Raw genomic sequence first — 13,477 nt, forward strand, 5'->3', positions numbered from 1 at the left:
GCTATTGAGCACCAATATCATCACCACAGAAGGCCATGAGGCGCTGAAGAAAGAGCTGGACCACCTGTGGCGGGTGTATCGTCCGGAAATCACCCAAAAGGTTGCCTGGGCCGCTTCGTTGGGTGACCGCAGCGAGAACGCGGACTACCAGTACAACAAGAAGCTGCTGCGCGAAATCGACCGCAGGGTGCGATACCTGCGCAAGCGGCTTGAAGATGTGAAAGTGGTGGCGTACTCGCCCGAGCAGGAAGGCAAAGTGTTTTTCGGTGCCTGGGTTGAGATCGAGAACGACGAGGGCGAGACCATGAAGTTTCGCATTGTCGGCTACGACGAGATCTACGGGCGCAATGATTACATCTCGATCGATGCCCCCATGGCGCGCGCCTTGCTGAAGAAGGAGGAGGGTGATGAGGTGGTGGTGCATACACCTACCGGTGAAGCGACCTGGTATGTGAGCAGCATCCGTTACGGCCAGGGCGTCTCGACGGACTGACCGGGCCCGTCTTGCGCCAGCGTGAGGCATGTGCTGTCCCGGCAGGCGATCGGCCAGCCCTCAGGGGTGCGCCTGCAGAAGCGCTGACAGCCAGGCCTCAAGCCTCGCGCAACACCGCCAGCGGGCTGGCATTCAACGCCCGCCGCGTTCCCAGCACCCCCGCACCCCCCACCAGCAGTGCCCCTGTCAGCGGCAACACCAGCAGCCACGGGTGCGGGCTCCACTGCAAGTCGAAGGCATAGCGGTACAGCACCCAGGTAATCAGTTCGCAGCCCACGGCCGCCAATAGCCCACTGGCCGCGCCCAGCAGGCCGAACTCGATACGTCGGGCTTTTACCAGCAAGGGCCGCGCCGCGCCCAGTGCGCGCAACAGTGCCCCTTGGCGAATGCGCTCGTCCAGCGTGGCCTGCAAGCCAGCGAACAACACTGCCAGCCCCGCGGCCAGCACGAACAGCAGCACATACTCCACCGCCAGGGTTACCTGGGCGAGAATGCTGCGCAGCTGGTCGAGCAAGGCATCCACCTGCAGGATGGTCACCGCCGGAAACGCCCGTGACAGCGCGACGACATCCAGGTCATGCCCCGGTGCCAGGTAGAAGCTGGTCAGGTAAGTGGTCGGCAGCCCCTGCAGCGTGCCAGGCTGGAAGATCATGTAGAAGTTCGGCTGGAAGCTGTCCCAATGCACGTTGCGCAGGCTGCTCACGCGGGCCTGGCGCTGCTGACCGCCAATATCGAACGTCAGCAGGTCGCCCATCTGCAGTTTCAGGCTGCTGGCCAGCTCCGCCTCCACCGAAACCCCGGGGATGTCGTTGTCGGCTGGCAAGGCTTGCCACCAGCTGCCGGCGGTCAGCACGTTGCCTTCGGGCAACTCGGCGGCCCAGGTCAGGCTGAGGTCGCGCTGCACGGCGCGCTCGCCTGCCGAGTCCTTGCTGACCACCTGCTGTACCGGTTTTTCATTGATTTGCACCAGGCGCCCGGGCGTTACCGGGTACAGCGGCGCTGAAGCGGCATTGACCTGGTGCAGGTGTTGAATGAACGGCTCACGGTCATCTGGCAGGATGTTCAGGGCGAAGTGGTTGGGCGCATCCTTGGGTAGCTGTGCTTGCCAGGTATCGAGCAACTCTGCGCGCAGCAGGGCGACCAAGGCCATGGCCAGCAGTATCAGGCCGAATGCCAGGGCTTGGCCTGCTGCAGCCATGGGGTGGCGCAGTAGCTGGCCCAGCCCCAGGCGCCAGGTGAGTGGCGCACCGGCCAGCAGCTGGCGCAGGCTGCGTAAACCGAGCAACAGCAGGCCGCCGAGCAGAAGCGCAGCGACCAGGCCGCCACCGAGCAGGGCGAAGGTGAGCAGCAGATCGAGGCTCAGGCGCCACATGATCAGGCCCAGGGCGAGCAGGGCGGCGCCGTACACCAGCCAACTGCTCGCAGGTATCGGCAGCAGGTCACGGCGCAGCACGCGCAGTGGCGGCACCTGGCCCAGCGCCGCAATGGGCGGCAGGGCAAAGCCAGCCAGTGCCACCAGCCCGGTACCGATACCTGCCAGCGCAGGAACGATGCCGCCAGCGGGCACCACGCTCGGCAGCAAGCCGTGCAGCAGGCGGAACAGGCCCAGCTGAGCCAGCCAGCCGAGCAAGGCACCGGCCAGGGCAGCGACCAGGCCGAGCATGGCCAGTTGCAGGCAATACAGGCCCAATGCCTGGTGGCGCGACAGGCCCAGGCAGCGCAGCAGGGCACTGGCGTCCAGTCGGCGTGCAGCATAGCGACTGGCCGACAATGCCACGGCTACGCCTGCCAGCAATACAGCCACCAGGCTGGCCATGTTCAGGTAGCGTTCGGCTTTGCCCAGCGCGCCGCCGATCTGTTGGTTGCCATCGCGGGTGTCACGCAGGCGCTGGTTGGCGGCCAGGTCTTTTTCCACGGCCTGACGGTACTGCGCCAGCGCCTCGGTATCGCCGCGCCACAGGTCACGGTAGGTGACCCGGCTGCCCGGCTGGATCACGCCGGTGGCCTCCAGGTCGGCCAGGTTCATCATCACGCGTGGGGTAAGGCTGTAGAAGTTGTTGGCGCGGTCCGGTTCGTAGGTAAGCACACGGCTCATGCGCAGGGTTTTCATGCCCACGTCGATGCTGTCGCCGATTGCCAGCCCCAGTGCTGCCAACAGGCGCGGTTCCACCCACACTTCGCCAGGGGCAGGGCCGCCGCCGGGTGTTTCTTCGGCATAAGGTGCCGGAGCGCTGCGTACTTGCCCGCGCAATGGGTAGGCGCCGTCGGCGGCCTTTACGCTGGACAGCTGGATGCCATTGTCGCCGCCGACCACGCTGGTGAACTCGACCACGCGTGCATGGCGCAAGCCCAGTGCCTTGCCGGCATCGAGCTGTTGCTCGCGGGCCGGAGCGCTGCCCTGCAGTACCAGATCGGCGCCCAGAAACTCGCTGGCGCGCAGCTGCATGGCGCCGTTGAGGCGGGCGCCGAAATAGCCGATGGCGGTGCTGGCAGCTACCGCCACCAGCAGGGCAAAGAACAGCACGCGCACTTCACTGGCGCGAACATCGCGCAGCAACTGGCGCAGTGCCAGGCCACACAGGCGGGACAGCGGCATACGGCTCACCGGGCCTCCATCGGCGCCACAAGGCGGCCCGCGTCCAGGCGGATCTGGCGCCGGCAGCGGCGGGCCAGGCGTTCGTCATGGGTGACCAGCACCAAGGTAGTGCCGCGCTCCTTGTTCAGCTCGAACAACAAGTCGCTGATGCGTTCGCCGGTGTGGCTGTCGAGGTTGCCGGTGGGCTCATCGGCGAACAGCACCGCAGGCTGCGCGGCGAAGGCGCGGGCGATTGCCACGCGCTGCTGCTCGCCGCCCGACAGCTGCCGAGGTGTGTGGCTCAGGCGTTTGCCCAGGCCGACCCGCTCCAGCAAAGTGCGAGCCTGTTCGCGGGCATCGCGGCGGCCGTCCAGCTCCAGTGGCAGCATGACGTTTTCCAGTGCATTGAGGCTGTCGAGCAGCTGGAACGACTGGAACACGAAACCCACATGTTCGGCGCGCACACGGGCGCGTTGGTCTTCATCCAGTGGCCCCAGGTCGTGGCCGGCGAGCACGACATTGCCAGCGCTGGGGCGGTCGAGGCCGGCGAGCAAGCCGAGCAGGGTCGACTTGCCAGAGCCCGAGGCGCCGACGATGGCCAGGCTATCGCCTTGGGCCAGGTCGAGAGACAGTGCTTGGAGGATGGTAAGGTCACCTTCCGCGCTGGGGACCACTTTGCTAAGGTTCTGCGCAACGAGAATGCTGGGGCTCATGGAGAATCCGATGCGAGTGTGGTGGTTGAGTGCCGGTCTGGCCCTGTATTGCCTGGCCCAGAGCGCAGCGGCAGGAACACTGCTGGTTGTTGGCGATAGTATCAGCGCCGGTTTTGGCCTGGATAGCCGTCAGGGCTGGGTGTCTCTCTTGCAGGCCCGCCTCAGGGACGAAGGTTTTGACGACAAAGTGGTCAATGCTTCGATCAGTGGCGACACCAGCGCAGGTGGCCAGGCGCGGCTGCCGGCGCTGCTTGCAGCACATAAACCAAGCCTGGTGGTGCTGGAGCTGGGCGGCAACGATGGCCTGCGCGGGCAGCCGCCTGCACAATTGCAACAAAATCTTGCCTCGATGATCGAGCGTTCGCGTCAGGCAGGGGCCAAGGTACTGCTATTGGGCATGCGCCTGCCGCCCAATTATGGTGTGCGTTACACCACCGCCTTTGCCAAGGTGTATGAACAGCTGGCAGCGGACAAACAGGTTCCTTTGGTGCCGTTTTTCCTCGAAGGGGTAGGGGGCGTACCTGAACTGATGCAGGCTGATGGCATCCATCCGGCCCAGGGGGCTCAGCAGCGCCTGCTGGAAAATGCCTGGCCAGCGATAAAACCCTTGCTGTGAAGCTTTAAACGGGGGCGCCTTTCGGCTAATGTTGCGCCCCCCGTTTCGAGTGCTCCAAATGCCGCGCCCTGCCTGGTCCCTGTATGCCTATCAACTGATCGAGCCCGACGAGCAGCTCGACCTGTTCGCCTGCCAGGAAATCCGCGTCCACCTCGTGGCCCGCCAGCTTGAGCTGGGCGTGCCGGTCGACCGTACCTTGTGTGGCGGCCTGCTGCCAGCCCAGCCGCGTTGGTCGGGGGTGCCGCGATCGATTTACCGCGATGGCCGCCTGTGTGAGCTGTGCCGTGCCATCCTCGATGCCCAGCGACGCGGCATGCGCCCGGTGTGGCCTGAGCTGCATGGCAGCTGAACGACAAGCGCCTTTCATCATCTGAAACGCTTGCAGCGTGCCAATGCCTCCCGCTTGCATCGGCGCGGGTGTACAATCGATTCTCTTGACCCATCTTTCGAAGGATTTACCGGATGTTGCCGCGCTTTCCTGCCGTCACCCGTAGCCTGTCCCTGGCCGCCCTGTTGGTAGCGGGCCCCGCTGCTGCGCTGGAGCTGCCACTGCCACCGCCCGGTGAAGACATCGTCGGCCAGGTGCATGTGATCAAGGCAAAGTACGAGGACACGTTCGCCGATATCGGCACCGCAAACGACCTCGGCTACCTGGAAATGATTGCCGCCAACCCCGGCGTGGACCCTTGGCTGCCGGGCGCCGGCACCGAGATCATCCTGCCGACCCGTTTCGTTCTGCCGCCGGGGCCGCGCGAAGGCATCGTCATCAACCTGGCCGAGTACCGCATGTACTACTTCCCCAAGGGGGAGAGCGTGGTGTACACCTTCCCGCTGGGCATTGGTCGCGAGGGGTGGGGGTCGCCGATCGCCAACACCAAGATCACCGCCAAGACGCCCAACCCGACCTGGACGCCGCCCGCTTCGATTCGCAAAGAGCACGCTGAGGACGGTGACATCCTGCCGACGGTGGTGCCGGCTGGCCCGGACAACCCGCTGGGGCCGTTCAAGTTCACCTTGGGCGTACCGGGCTATCTGATCCATGGTTCGAACAAGAAGTTCGGCATTGGCATGCGCACCAGTCACGGTTGCTTCCGCATGCTTAACAACAACGTGCTTGAACTGTCGAAGATGGTGCCGGTGGGGACGCCAGTGCGCATCATCAACGAGCCTTACAAGTTCGGTATCAGCGCCGGCAAGGTCTATCTTGAGGCACACACGCCGCTGGATGACCAGGGTAACCCGTCAGTGGTCGACAAACACACCGCAGTTATCAATGCCTTGCTCAAGCGTGAAGACCTGGCCAATAACCTACGCATGAACTGGGACATGGTACGTGACGTGGTGGCTGCAGAAGATGGCATGCCGGTAGAAATTGCCGTGCCGGTGGAAAACCAAGGGGCCGCACCGATGGTGTCGAGCATTCCGCCCGAACTGCAGTAAGGTGATTTCGACACACCCAGGCCTGCCTTAGTGCAGGCCTTTTTGTACCTGTTGGCCGCATTTGTCGGATTCAAAGGCAATAAAAAAGCCGACCCACAAGTGGGTCGGCTTCTTAACAATCCGTGAGGATTATTACTTGCGGCTGGCTTTGTCCAGCATACGCAGAGCGCGCTCGTTGGCTTCGTCAGCGGTCTGCTGAGCCTTCTGAGCGGCTGCCATTGCGTCGTCAGCCTTACGGTAGGCTTCGTCAGCACGAGCTTGAGCGCGAGCTGCTGCGTCTTCAGTCGCAGTCAGACGAGCTTCGGTTTCTTTGGATACGCTGCTGCAACCGGTAGCCAGAACTGCGGCCAGAGCCAGAGCAGAGAATTTCAGAACGTTGTTCATCGTGTTCCCCTTCAAGGACTTTCTATTAAATAGCCATCTCTCAGGAAAGAGAAACTGGCCGGCATACATAGTACCCATTACTTGTAGTAAGTAAACTGACAGAGCGCAAGAACTGCAAAAAAAATGTTGCTTGACTCCGCGCCGACAAGATTTGCGACGTGTCTGTGAAAAAAATGTGCAGGGTTCGCAAGCGGTTGTGGTACAGGAACTTTTTTGTTGAACTAAGGGTGACTTTAACTGTCGATCAGCGTCTTAAGCCCTAGAACATCCGGTGGCTGTTGCGCGGGCTTGGGAAAGTCACCCGGGCGGCGTTTTGACCTTTTTTAAGCGCCACCACCTTGAGCAATCCCGCTCGCGGTGCCTACTATCTTGTGAGTGCCAGACGATCCGAACGATTACAATCGTCCAATGGTCGAAGCGGCAACAGGTGGCGTAGAGGATTCTGTGCCGGATAAACCACCATCGGTTAAGGTAAGGGTCTGCCGAGAAGACCTGCGAGGAGTAGTGATGAGCGAAGCGCTGACCATCCACCATGACCAGGCCGGTCATCAGTTCGAGACCAACGTGGACGGTCATCGTGCCTACCTGACGTACATGGATCTGGGCAAGCAGACGCTGGACATCTATCGCACCTTCGTGCCCAACGCCCTGCGCGGCCGTGGGATCGCTGCCGCCCTGACCGAGCGGGCGCTGGAGTACGCCGAGCAGATGGGCTACACGGTGATCCCGTCTTGCTCGTATGTGGAGCGTTACATGGAGCGCCAGCAGCGGCATTCGAGCAAGGCCTGAGCTGACCATAGGCACCCGACACAACAAAAAACGCCGGGCAGTGCCCGGCGTTTTTTATTCCCGCAATGTTTAGCCGCGCTTACGCTGCGGCAGCACATCCTTGAGCTTGGCATGCATGCTGCGCAGGGTTTTCTCGGTCGCCGACCAGTCGATGCAGGCGTCCGTGATCGACACGCCATACTGCAACTCGTCCAGGTTTTTCGGAATGGACTGACAGCCCCAGTTCAGGTGGCTTTCGACCATCAGGCCGATGATCGACTGGTTGCCTTCGAGAATCTGGTTGGCGACGTTCTCCATCACCAGCGGTTGCAGGGCCGGGTCCTTGTTGGAGTTGGCATGGCTGCAGTCGACCATGATGTTGGCCTTGATCTTGGCCTTGGCCAGGTCCTGTTCGCACAGGGCGACGCTGACCGAGTCGTAGTTCGGCTTGCCATTGCCGCCGCGCAGTACCACGTGGCCGTATGGGTTGCCCTTGGTGGTGACGATCGACACGCCGCCTTCCTGGTTGATGCCCAGGAAGCGGTGCGGCTTGGACACCGACTGCAGGGCATTGATGGCAACGGTCAGGCCGCCGTCGGTGCCGTTCTTGAAACCCACCGCCGAGGACAGGCCCGAGGCCATCTCGCGGTGTGTTTGCGATTCGGTGGTGCGGGCACCGATGGCCGACCAGCTGATCAGGTCTTGCAGGTACTGCGGGGAAATCGGGTCGAGCGCTTCGGTGGCAGTCGGCAAGCCCATTTCGGCCAGGTCCAGCAGCAGCTTGCGGCCGATGTGCAGGCCGTCCTGGATCTTGAACGAGTCATCCAGGTACGGATCGTTGATCAGGCCTTTCCAGCCGACGGTGGTGCGCGGCTTTTCGAAGTACACGCGCATGACCAGGTACAGCGTATCGGACACTTCTTCGGCCAGCACTTTCAGGCGCTCGGCGTATTCGTGGGCTGCCTTGATGTCGTGGATGGAGCAAGGGCCGACCACGACGAACAGGCGATGGTCCTTGCCGTCGAGAATATTGCGCACCACTTCACGGCCGGCAGTCACGGTCTGCAGGGCCTTGGCGCTGAGGGGGATTTCCTTCTTGAGCTGATCAGGGGTGATCAGGGTCTCGTTGGAGGCAACGTTCAAGTCATCGATCGGTAAATCAGCCATCGTGTTACTCGTCAGGTCACGGGTGCCGGCCGCCAACTATCCCCGTGCGGCCCAGCAGCAAGAATAATCGCAGCGGGGAGCCGAACCTTAGCGCGTTACAGATGGCACGACAATGGGCTGAACCCAGTCATTGTGGGGTTTTTACCTGAGCGAGGGGGTTGCGCGCGAATGGACTGCCCAGCGCTACGTAACCTGTGTAAAAAGAGTGCTGACCCTTTACCTGGAGATTGGCATGCATTCGCACCCCCCTCGCATCGGCATCATCGGCAGTGGCGCCATCGGCGGCTTTTATGGGTTGATGCTGGCCCGGGCCGGTTTCGATGTGCATTTTCTGTTGCGCAGCGAGTACCAGGCCGTTTGTGAACGCGGGCTGAGCCTGGACAGTGCCGTGCATGGCGCACTGCACATGCGGGTGCAGGCTTACGTCAGTGCCGCCGACATGCCGCCCTGTGACTGGCTTCTGATCGGGGCCAAGGCCACCAGCAACGAGCAGTTGGCACCGTTGATCGTCCAGGCTGCTGCGCCCGGCGCCAAGGTGGTGCTGTTGCAGAACGGCCTGGGTGTCGAGGAGCAGTTGCGTCCGGCCTTGCGCAGCGACATGCACCTGCTCGGCGGCCTGTGCTTCATCTGCGTCAACCGCCAGGCGCCAGGTGTAATCCGCCACCAGGCGCTGGGGGCGGTCAACCTGGGGTATCACAGCGGGCCGGCCACCGATAGCGGTGTCGCGCTGGTGAATGAAGGCGCCGGGTTGTTCCAGGCGGCGGGGATCGACTCGCAGGCCATGCCGAACCTGGCCTTGGCGCGTTGGCAGAAGCTGGTGTGGAACGTGCCTTACAACGGGCTGTCGGTGCTGCTGGGGGCCAGCACTGCGCCACTGATGGCCGACAGCAATAGCCGCGAGCTGATACAGGCCTTGATGGCCGAGGTGGTGCAGGGGGCGGCAGCCTGTGGCCATGTACTGCCCGAGGGCTATGCCGAGCACTTGTTTCAGGTGACCGAGCGCATGCCCGACTACTGGCCGAGCATGTATCACGACCATGTCCACAAACGCCCGTTGGAGCTGGGGGCCATTTACGCCGAGCCGCTGGCACGCGCACGGGCGGCAGGCTGCAGCATGCCGCGCATTGAAATGCTGTACCAAGCGCTGAGTTTCATCGACAACCGCGACCGGCCGGCCTGAGGGTGGCCGAGGCTTCGGCGGGGCCCTCCAGCCCACGGCGGCAGCGCGCCGGACGGCAAAGCGAGCGTCCGGCGCGCTGCTAAGCTGAAGCTTGCTCTGCCGCTGCGGCAGTCGAGGAGGTCGAATGATCCGCTCCATGCTGTACGCCACCGACCTCGGTGTCTACGCCCCTTTCGTGATGCAACACGCGCTGGCCCTGGCGCGCACGTTCGGTGCCGAGTTGTATGTGATCCACGCGGTCGAGCCGATGGGCCAGTTCGCCGAATCCCTCCTGCAAAGCTACCTCGATGAACAGACGCTCGATCAATTGCACAGCCAGGGGGTGAATACAGTGATGGCGAACATAGAGCAGCGTGTGCTGGAAAACTTTCGCGACGAGCTCGGCGAAGAGGCTGACCTGGCGGTGATCAAGGCCGTGCGTGTGCGTCAGGGCGACCCGGCGCAGGTGATTCTCGACCAAGCTCAGCGGCTAAGCGTCGACCTGCTGATATTCGGTAGCCACAGTGCCGGTGCCGGGGTGGACGTACCGCTGGGGCGCACGGCGGTGCGGCTGCTGCAGCTGTCGCCGGTGCCGGTGTACATGGTGCCCTTGGCGCAGCATCTGGGGCGTAGGAAAACGTGAAGATAGGTGCAGTCCATTTCCGTGGGCATGTAACAAAATAGTTCTAGATTTATTTCCAGAACCACTAATATAGTTATATATCGTCGCTGCCTGCTGCCGCGGACTCATCGCTGAACCGAGGGAAACCTATGAAGCTTCAACAACTGCGCTACATCTGGGAAGTGGCGCACCATGACCTCAACGTCTCCGCGACGGCGCAGAGCCTGTATACCTCCCAGCCAGGTATCAGCAAGCAGATCCGCCTGCTCGAAGACGAATTGGGTGTTGAAGTCTTTGCCCGCAGCGGCAAGCATCTGACCCGCGTGACCCCGGCCGGTGAGCGCATCATCAATACCGCAGGCGAAATCCTGCGCAAGGTCGAGAGCATCAAGCAGATTGCCCAAGAGTTCTCCAACGAGAAGAAGGGCACGCTGTCCATCGCCACCACCCACACCCAGGCGCGCTACGCGTTGCCGCCGGTTATCAGCAGCTTTATCAAGCAGTATCCGGAGGTGTCCCTGCACATGCATCAGGGTTCGCCCATGCAGATTGCCGAGATGGCTGCGGACGGTACGGTCGATTTCGCCATCGCCACCGAGGCGCTGGAGCTGTTCGGCGATTTGATCATGATGCCGTGCTACAAGTGGAACCGTTGCGTTGTGGTGCCGCAGGGGCACCCGCTGGCCAAGCTGCCGAAACTGACCCTGGAAGCCGTCGCCGAGTACCCGATCGTCACCTACGTGTTCGGTTTCACCGGGCGCTCAAAGCTGGATGAGGCTTTCAATCACCGTGGCCTCACGCCAAAAGTGGTCTTCACCGCGGCTGACGCCGACGTGATCAAGACGTATGTGCGCCTGGGGCTGGGCGTGGGTATCGTTGCCGGCATGGCTGTGGACGCCAAGCTCGACAGTGACTTGGTGGCGCTGGATGCCAGTGAGCTGTTCGAAGCCAGCATCACCAAGATCGGCTTCCGTCGGGGTACCTTCCTGCGCGGCTTCATGTGCGACTTCATCGAGAAGTTTGCCCCGCACCTGACCCGTGAAGTGATGGCCAAGGCCATTCAGTGCCATAACAAGCAAGAGCTGGAAGCGTTGTTCGAAGGTGTAGAACTGCCGGTTCACTGATTCGGGAGTGATGGGGCCGCTGTGGGAGCGGGCGGCTTTGGTCGCGATCACCGGCAAAGGCGGTGCCATGCACCGCGTCGCCTGCTTCGCGGGTAAACCCGCTCCTACAGACCGCCCGGGCTATCTCAAGCCTTGCTGATCAGGTTGCCCGCATGCAACCCGCATTCCTTCTGCGTCGACTCTTCCCACCACCAGCGCCCTTCACGCTCATGCTGGTTTGGCAGCACCGGGCGGGTGCATGGCTCGCAGCCAATGCTGATGAAGCCACGCTCGTGCAGGCTGTTGTACGGCAGCTCGAGCATGCGGATATAACCCCATACTTCTTCACTGCTCATCTGCGCCAGCGGGTTGAACTTGTACAGCGTGCGCTCAGGCGTGGAAAAGGCGCTGTCGATTTCCAGTGCTGCCACCTGGCTGCGGGTGCCCGGGCTTTGGTCGCGGCGCTGGCCGGTGGCCCAGGCGCTGACGGTGGCCAGCTTGCGTCGCAGCGGCTCGATCTTGCGAATGCCGCAGCACTCGCCATGGCCGTCCTTGTAGAAGCTGAACAGGCCCTTTTCCTTGACGAACGGGTCGAGCTTGGCGCGGTCCGGGCTGAGGATTTCGATCGGCAGGTTGTACTGTTCGCGTACCTGGTCGATGAACCGGTAGGTCTCCGGGTGCAGGCGCCCAGTGTCGAGGCTGAATACCTTTACCTGCTTGTTCAGCTTCCAGGCCATGTCGACCAGCACCACATCCTCGGCGCCGCTGAAGGAGATCCACAGGTCATCACCGAAGTGCTCGAAGGCAAGCTTGAGGATGTCCTGCGGGGACTTGTTGGCATAGGTCGCGGCCAGGGCGGCGACGTCGAAGGGTTGGCTCATCAGGCGGTTTCCATCTTGGCTGTGGCGCTGTGCGCTCGTAGTAGGGGGATGGTAACAAAAAAAACGTGGTCTAGATGGGCTCACAAGCCCTGCAGGGTCTGCATCAGCACCCGCACTTTGGCGATCGACTCTTCATACTCGGCCTGCCACTGCGAGTCGGCTACCACCGCGCCGCCGCCCCAGCAACTGACCTGTCCATCTTTGATCAGCAAGCTGCGAATGGCGATCGAACTGTCCATTTCGCCGCGTACATCCACATACAGCAGCGAGCCGCAGTACAGCGCGCGGCGCGCGGGTTCCAGTTCGTCGATGATCTGCATGGCGCGGATTTTCGGGGCGCCGGTAATCGAGCCGCCAGGGAAGCTGTCGCCGATCAGGTCCAGCGCATCTTTGTCGCTGGCCAGCTGGCCGGTGATGCTGCTGACAAGATGGTGCACGTTGGGGTAGCTCTCCAGGCTGAACAGTTCCGGTACCTTCACTGAGCCGATCTCACACGTGCGCCCCAGGTCGTTGCGCAGCAGGTCGACGATCATCAGGTTTTCCGAGCGGTCCTTCGGGCTGTGCAGCAGCTCTTGGGCATTACGCAGGTCTTCAGCCGGGTCGCTGGCGCGTGGGCGGGTGCCCTTGATCGGCCGGGTTTCCACCTGGCCCTGGCTGACGCGGATGAAACGCTCGGGCGAAAAGCTCAGCAGGGTACTGCCGTCGGCCAGTTGCTGGTAGCCGGAGAAGGGTGTCGGGCAGGCCTGGCGCAGGGCCTGGTAGGCTCGCCATGGATCGCCTTGGCAGGGCGCGCGAAAGCGTTGGGTGAGGTTGATCTGGTAGCAGTCACCGGCCTGGATGTAGCGTTGTACCTGGTCGAACGCTGTTTTGTACTGCTCGGGCTCCAGGTCACCGACCATCGGTGCGAGCAGCCGGAAGTCGCCGGTGGTGGTGGTGGTGTCCTGGAACAGCCTGATCAGGCGTTGGCGTTCGTCGTCTGCCAGGCTCGGGTGGAACACCAGCTGGCTGGTGCCGAGCAGATGATCGCTGACCAGTGCCCAGGCATACAGGCCCAGTTGTGCGTCTGGCAGGCCGAGGTCGTCCACGGCCAGGCTTGGCAGGTGTTCCAGGCGGCGGCCGAAGTCGTAGCTCAGGTAGCCGATCAGGCCCCCGGCAAAGGGCAGTTCTACACCGTTGGGCAAGTCGGCGTGGCCCAGTTGTGCCAGGCCAGCGCGCAGGCGCTGGAGGAAGACGCGGCCATCTTCATCGGGCTGCGCCTGCAGTTGTTGCAGCGGCCAGGCGCTGAGCAGGTCGAAACGCCCGCGTTCGGCGCCGGGGCGGGCGCTGTCGAGCAGGATCGCACCGGGGGCCTGGCGCAGGTGGGCGAAATAGGCGGCAGGGTCGGGTTGGTAGGGCAGGGGGTGTAGCGTGCAGGTCGGCATCAGTATGGACGGCGATGTAAAAGCGAGGAGGGCGATTGTAGACCTGTGCAGGAGAAGCGCCTAGCGCTGGGTACGACATTCAACATTGTGTTTGGCCCATACGCAGCACAAGGCAGTTCCTGCAGGTTGAGCGAA

At 62.7% G+C, this 13,477-nt stretch carries 14 protein-coding genes; 8 read left to right on the top strand and 6 right to left on the bottom strand.

Translation table 11 applies throughout. The features are described 5' to 3' along the window. The first annotated feature begins 4 nt into the window (after positions 1-4). A complete protein-coding gene (gene greB, locus AA098_RS09955; RefSeq protein ID WP_003250274.1) occupies positions 5-493 on the top strand; it encodes a transcription elongation factor GreB in 489 nt (162 codons plus the stop codon). A gap of 97 nt (positions 494-590) precedes the next feature. Here the strand turns inward: greB and AA098_RS09960 are convergent, their stop codons facing one another. Next, the gene (locus tag AA098_RS09960) at positions 591-3,098 is read right to left on the bottom strand and encodes an ABC transporter permease (protein ID WP_003250276.1); all 2,508 of its coding nucleotides are present in this window, start codon (positions 3,096-3,098) and stop codon (positions 591-593) included. Next, complete coding sequence (locus AA098_RS09965) at positions 3,095-3,781, bottom strand: ABC transporter ATP-binding protein (protein WP_060544852.1); 687 nt, start codon at positions 3,779-3,781, stop codon at positions 3,095-3,097. The genes AA098_RS09960 and AA098_RS09965 overlap by 4 nt, the downstream gene beginning before the upstream one ends. Positions 3,782-3,791: 10 nt before the next feature. Between AA098_RS09965 and AA098_RS09970 the strand changes: the two genes are divergently transcribed. The 3 genes from AA098_RS09970 to AA098_RS09980 all read left to right on the top strand — a co-directional run bounded on the left by AA098_RS09970 (position 3,792) and on the right by AA098_RS09980 (position 5,837). Continuing rightward, positions 3,792-4,397, top strand: a complete 606-nt coding sequence (locus AA098_RS09970) for an arylesterase (RefSeq protein ID WP_003250280.1) — start codon at positions 3,792-3,794, stop codon at positions 4,395-4,397. A 58-nt stretch (positions 4,398-4,455) separates the two neighbouring features. Next, positions 4,456-4,746 (top strand): hypothetical protein, encoded by a 291-nt coding sequence (locus AA098_RS09975; RefSeq protein ID WP_003250283.1) that lies wholly within the window; start codon positions 4,456-4,458, stop codon positions 4,744-4,746. 113 nt (positions 4,747-4,859) lie between these two features. After that, a complete protein-coding gene (locus tag AA098_RS09980; RefSeq protein WP_003250286.1) occupies positions 4,860-5,837 on the top strand; it encodes a L,D-transpeptidase family protein in 978 nt (325 codons plus the stop codon). A 132-nt stretch (positions 5,838-5,969) separates the two neighbouring features. On the opposite strand, the gene AA098_RS09985 is transcribed toward AA098_RS09980, so the two are convergent. Beyond that, complete coding sequence (locus AA098_RS09985; RefSeq protein ID WP_003250288.1) at positions 5,970-6,221, bottom strand: Lpp/OprI family alanine-zipper lipoprotein; 252 nt, start codon at positions 6,219-6,221, stop codon at positions 5,970-5,972. Between the two features lie 507 nt (positions 6,222-6,728). On the opposite strand from AA098_RS09985, the gene AA098_RS09990 reads away from it, so the two are divergent. Next, positions 6,729-7,010: a GNAT family N-acetyltransferase gene (locus tag AA098_RS09990; RefSeq protein WP_003250290.1), complete on the top strand. Its 282-nt coding sequence runs from the start codon at positions 6,729-6,731 to the stop codon at positions 7,008-7,010. A gap of 69 nt (positions 7,011-7,079) precedes the next feature. Here the strand turns inward: AA098_RS09990 and AA098_RS09995 are convergent, their stop codons facing one another. Next, positions 7,080-8,156 (bottom strand): 3-deoxy-7-phosphoheptulonate synthase, encoded by a 1,077-nt coding sequence (locus AA098_RS09995; RefSeq protein ID WP_003250292.1) that lies wholly within the window; start codon positions 8,154-8,156, stop codon positions 7,080-7,082. A gap of 232 nt (positions 8,157-8,388) precedes the next feature. On the opposite strand from AA098_RS09995, the gene AA098_RS10000 reads away from it, so the two are divergent. From AA098_RS10000 to cysB, 3 genes are all read left to right on the top strand, one after another. Beyond that, positions 8,389-9,336, top strand: a complete 948-nt coding sequence (locus AA098_RS10000) for a putative 2-dehydropantoate 2-reductase (protein WP_064614133.1) — start codon at positions 8,389-8,391, stop codon at positions 9,334-9,336. 124 nt (positions 9,337-9,460) lie between these two features. Next, positions 9,461-9,958 carry a universal stress protein gene (locus AA098_RS10005; protein ID WP_003250295.1) on the top strand — a complete coding sequence of 166 codons (498 nt, stop codon included), beginning with the start codon at positions 9,461-9,463 and terminating at the stop codon, positions 9,956-9,958. A gap of 128 nt (positions 9,959-10,086) precedes the next feature. Beyond that, positions 10,087-11,061 (top strand): HTH-type transcriptional regulator CysB, encoded by a 975-nt coding sequence (cysB, locus tag AA098_RS10010; RefSeq protein ID WP_003250297.1) that lies wholly within the window; start codon positions 10,087-10,089, stop codon positions 11,059-11,061. A gap of 125 nt (positions 11,062-11,186) precedes the next feature. On the opposite strand, the gene AA098_RS10015 is transcribed toward cysB, so the two are convergent. Continuing rightward, positions 11,187-11,921: a phosphoadenylyl-sulfate reductase gene (locus AA098_RS10015; RefSeq protein ID WP_003250299.1), complete on the bottom strand. Its 735-nt coding sequence runs from the start codon at positions 11,919-11,921 to the stop codon at positions 11,187-11,189. An 80-nt stretch (positions 11,922-12,001) separates the two neighbouring features. After that, the gene (gene pabB / locus AA098_RS10020; RefSeq protein WP_064614134.1) at positions 12,002-13,342 is read right to left on the bottom strand and encodes an aminodeoxychorismate synthase component I; all 1,341 of its coding nucleotides are present in this window, start codon (positions 13,340-13,342) and stop codon (positions 12,002-12,004) included. Positions 13,343-13,477: the final 135 nt, after the last annotated feature.

Source organism: Pseudomonas sp. JY-Q (assembly GCF_001655295.1).
In the GTDB taxonomy this organism is placed as follows: Bacteria; Pseudomonadota; Gammaproteobacteria; order Pseudomonadales; family Pseudomonadaceae; genus Aquipseudomonas; species Aquipseudomonas alloputida.

Coding starts and splice junctions, on each gene's coding strand:
- AA098_RS10015 (WP_003250299.1), bottom strand. CDS start 11,921: ATGAGCCAACCCTTCGACGTCGCCGCCCTGGCCGCGACCTATGCCAAC.
- cysB (WP_003250297.1), top strand. CDS start 10,087: ATGAAGCTTCAACAACTGCGCTACATCTGGGAAGTGGCGCACCATGAC.
- AA098_RS09995 (WP_003250292.1), bottom strand. CDS start 8,156: ATGGCTGATTTACCGATCGATGACTTGAACGTTGCCTCCAACGAGACC.
- AA098_RS10005 (WP_003250295.1), top strand. CDS start 9,461: ATGATCCGCTCCATGCTGTACGCCACCGACCTCGGTGTCTACGCCCCT.
- pabB (WP_064614134.1), bottom strand. CDS start 13,342: ATGCCGACCTGCACGCTACACCCCCTGCCCTACCAACCCGACCCTGCC.
- AA098_RS09980 (WP_003250286.1), top strand. CDS start 4,860: ATGTTGCCGCGCTTTCCTGCCGTCACCCGTAGCCTGTCCCTGGCCGCC.
- AA098_RS09975 (WP_003250283.1), top strand. CDS start 4,456: ATGCCGCGCCCTGCCTGGTCCCTGTATGCCTATCAACTGATCGAGCCC.
- AA098_RS09970 (WP_003250280.1), top strand. CDS start 3,792: ATGCGAGTGTGGTGGTTGAGTGCCGGTCTGGCCCTGTATTGCCTGGCC.
- AA098_RS09985 (WP_003250288.1), bottom strand. CDS start 6,221: ATGAACAACGTTCTGAAATTCTCTGCTCTGGCTCTGGCCGCAGTTCTG.
- AA098_RS09965 (WP_060544852.1), bottom strand. CDS start 3,781: ATGAGCCCCAGCATTCTCGTTGCGCAGAACCTTAGCAAAGTGGTCCCC.
- AA098_RS10000 (WP_064614133.1), top strand. CDS start 8,389: ATGCATTCGCACCCCCCTCGCATCGGCATCATCGGCAGTGGCGCCATC.
- AA098_RS09990 (WP_003250290.1), top strand. CDS start 6,729: ATGAGCGAAGCGCTGACCATCCACCATGACCAGGCCGGTCATCAGTTC.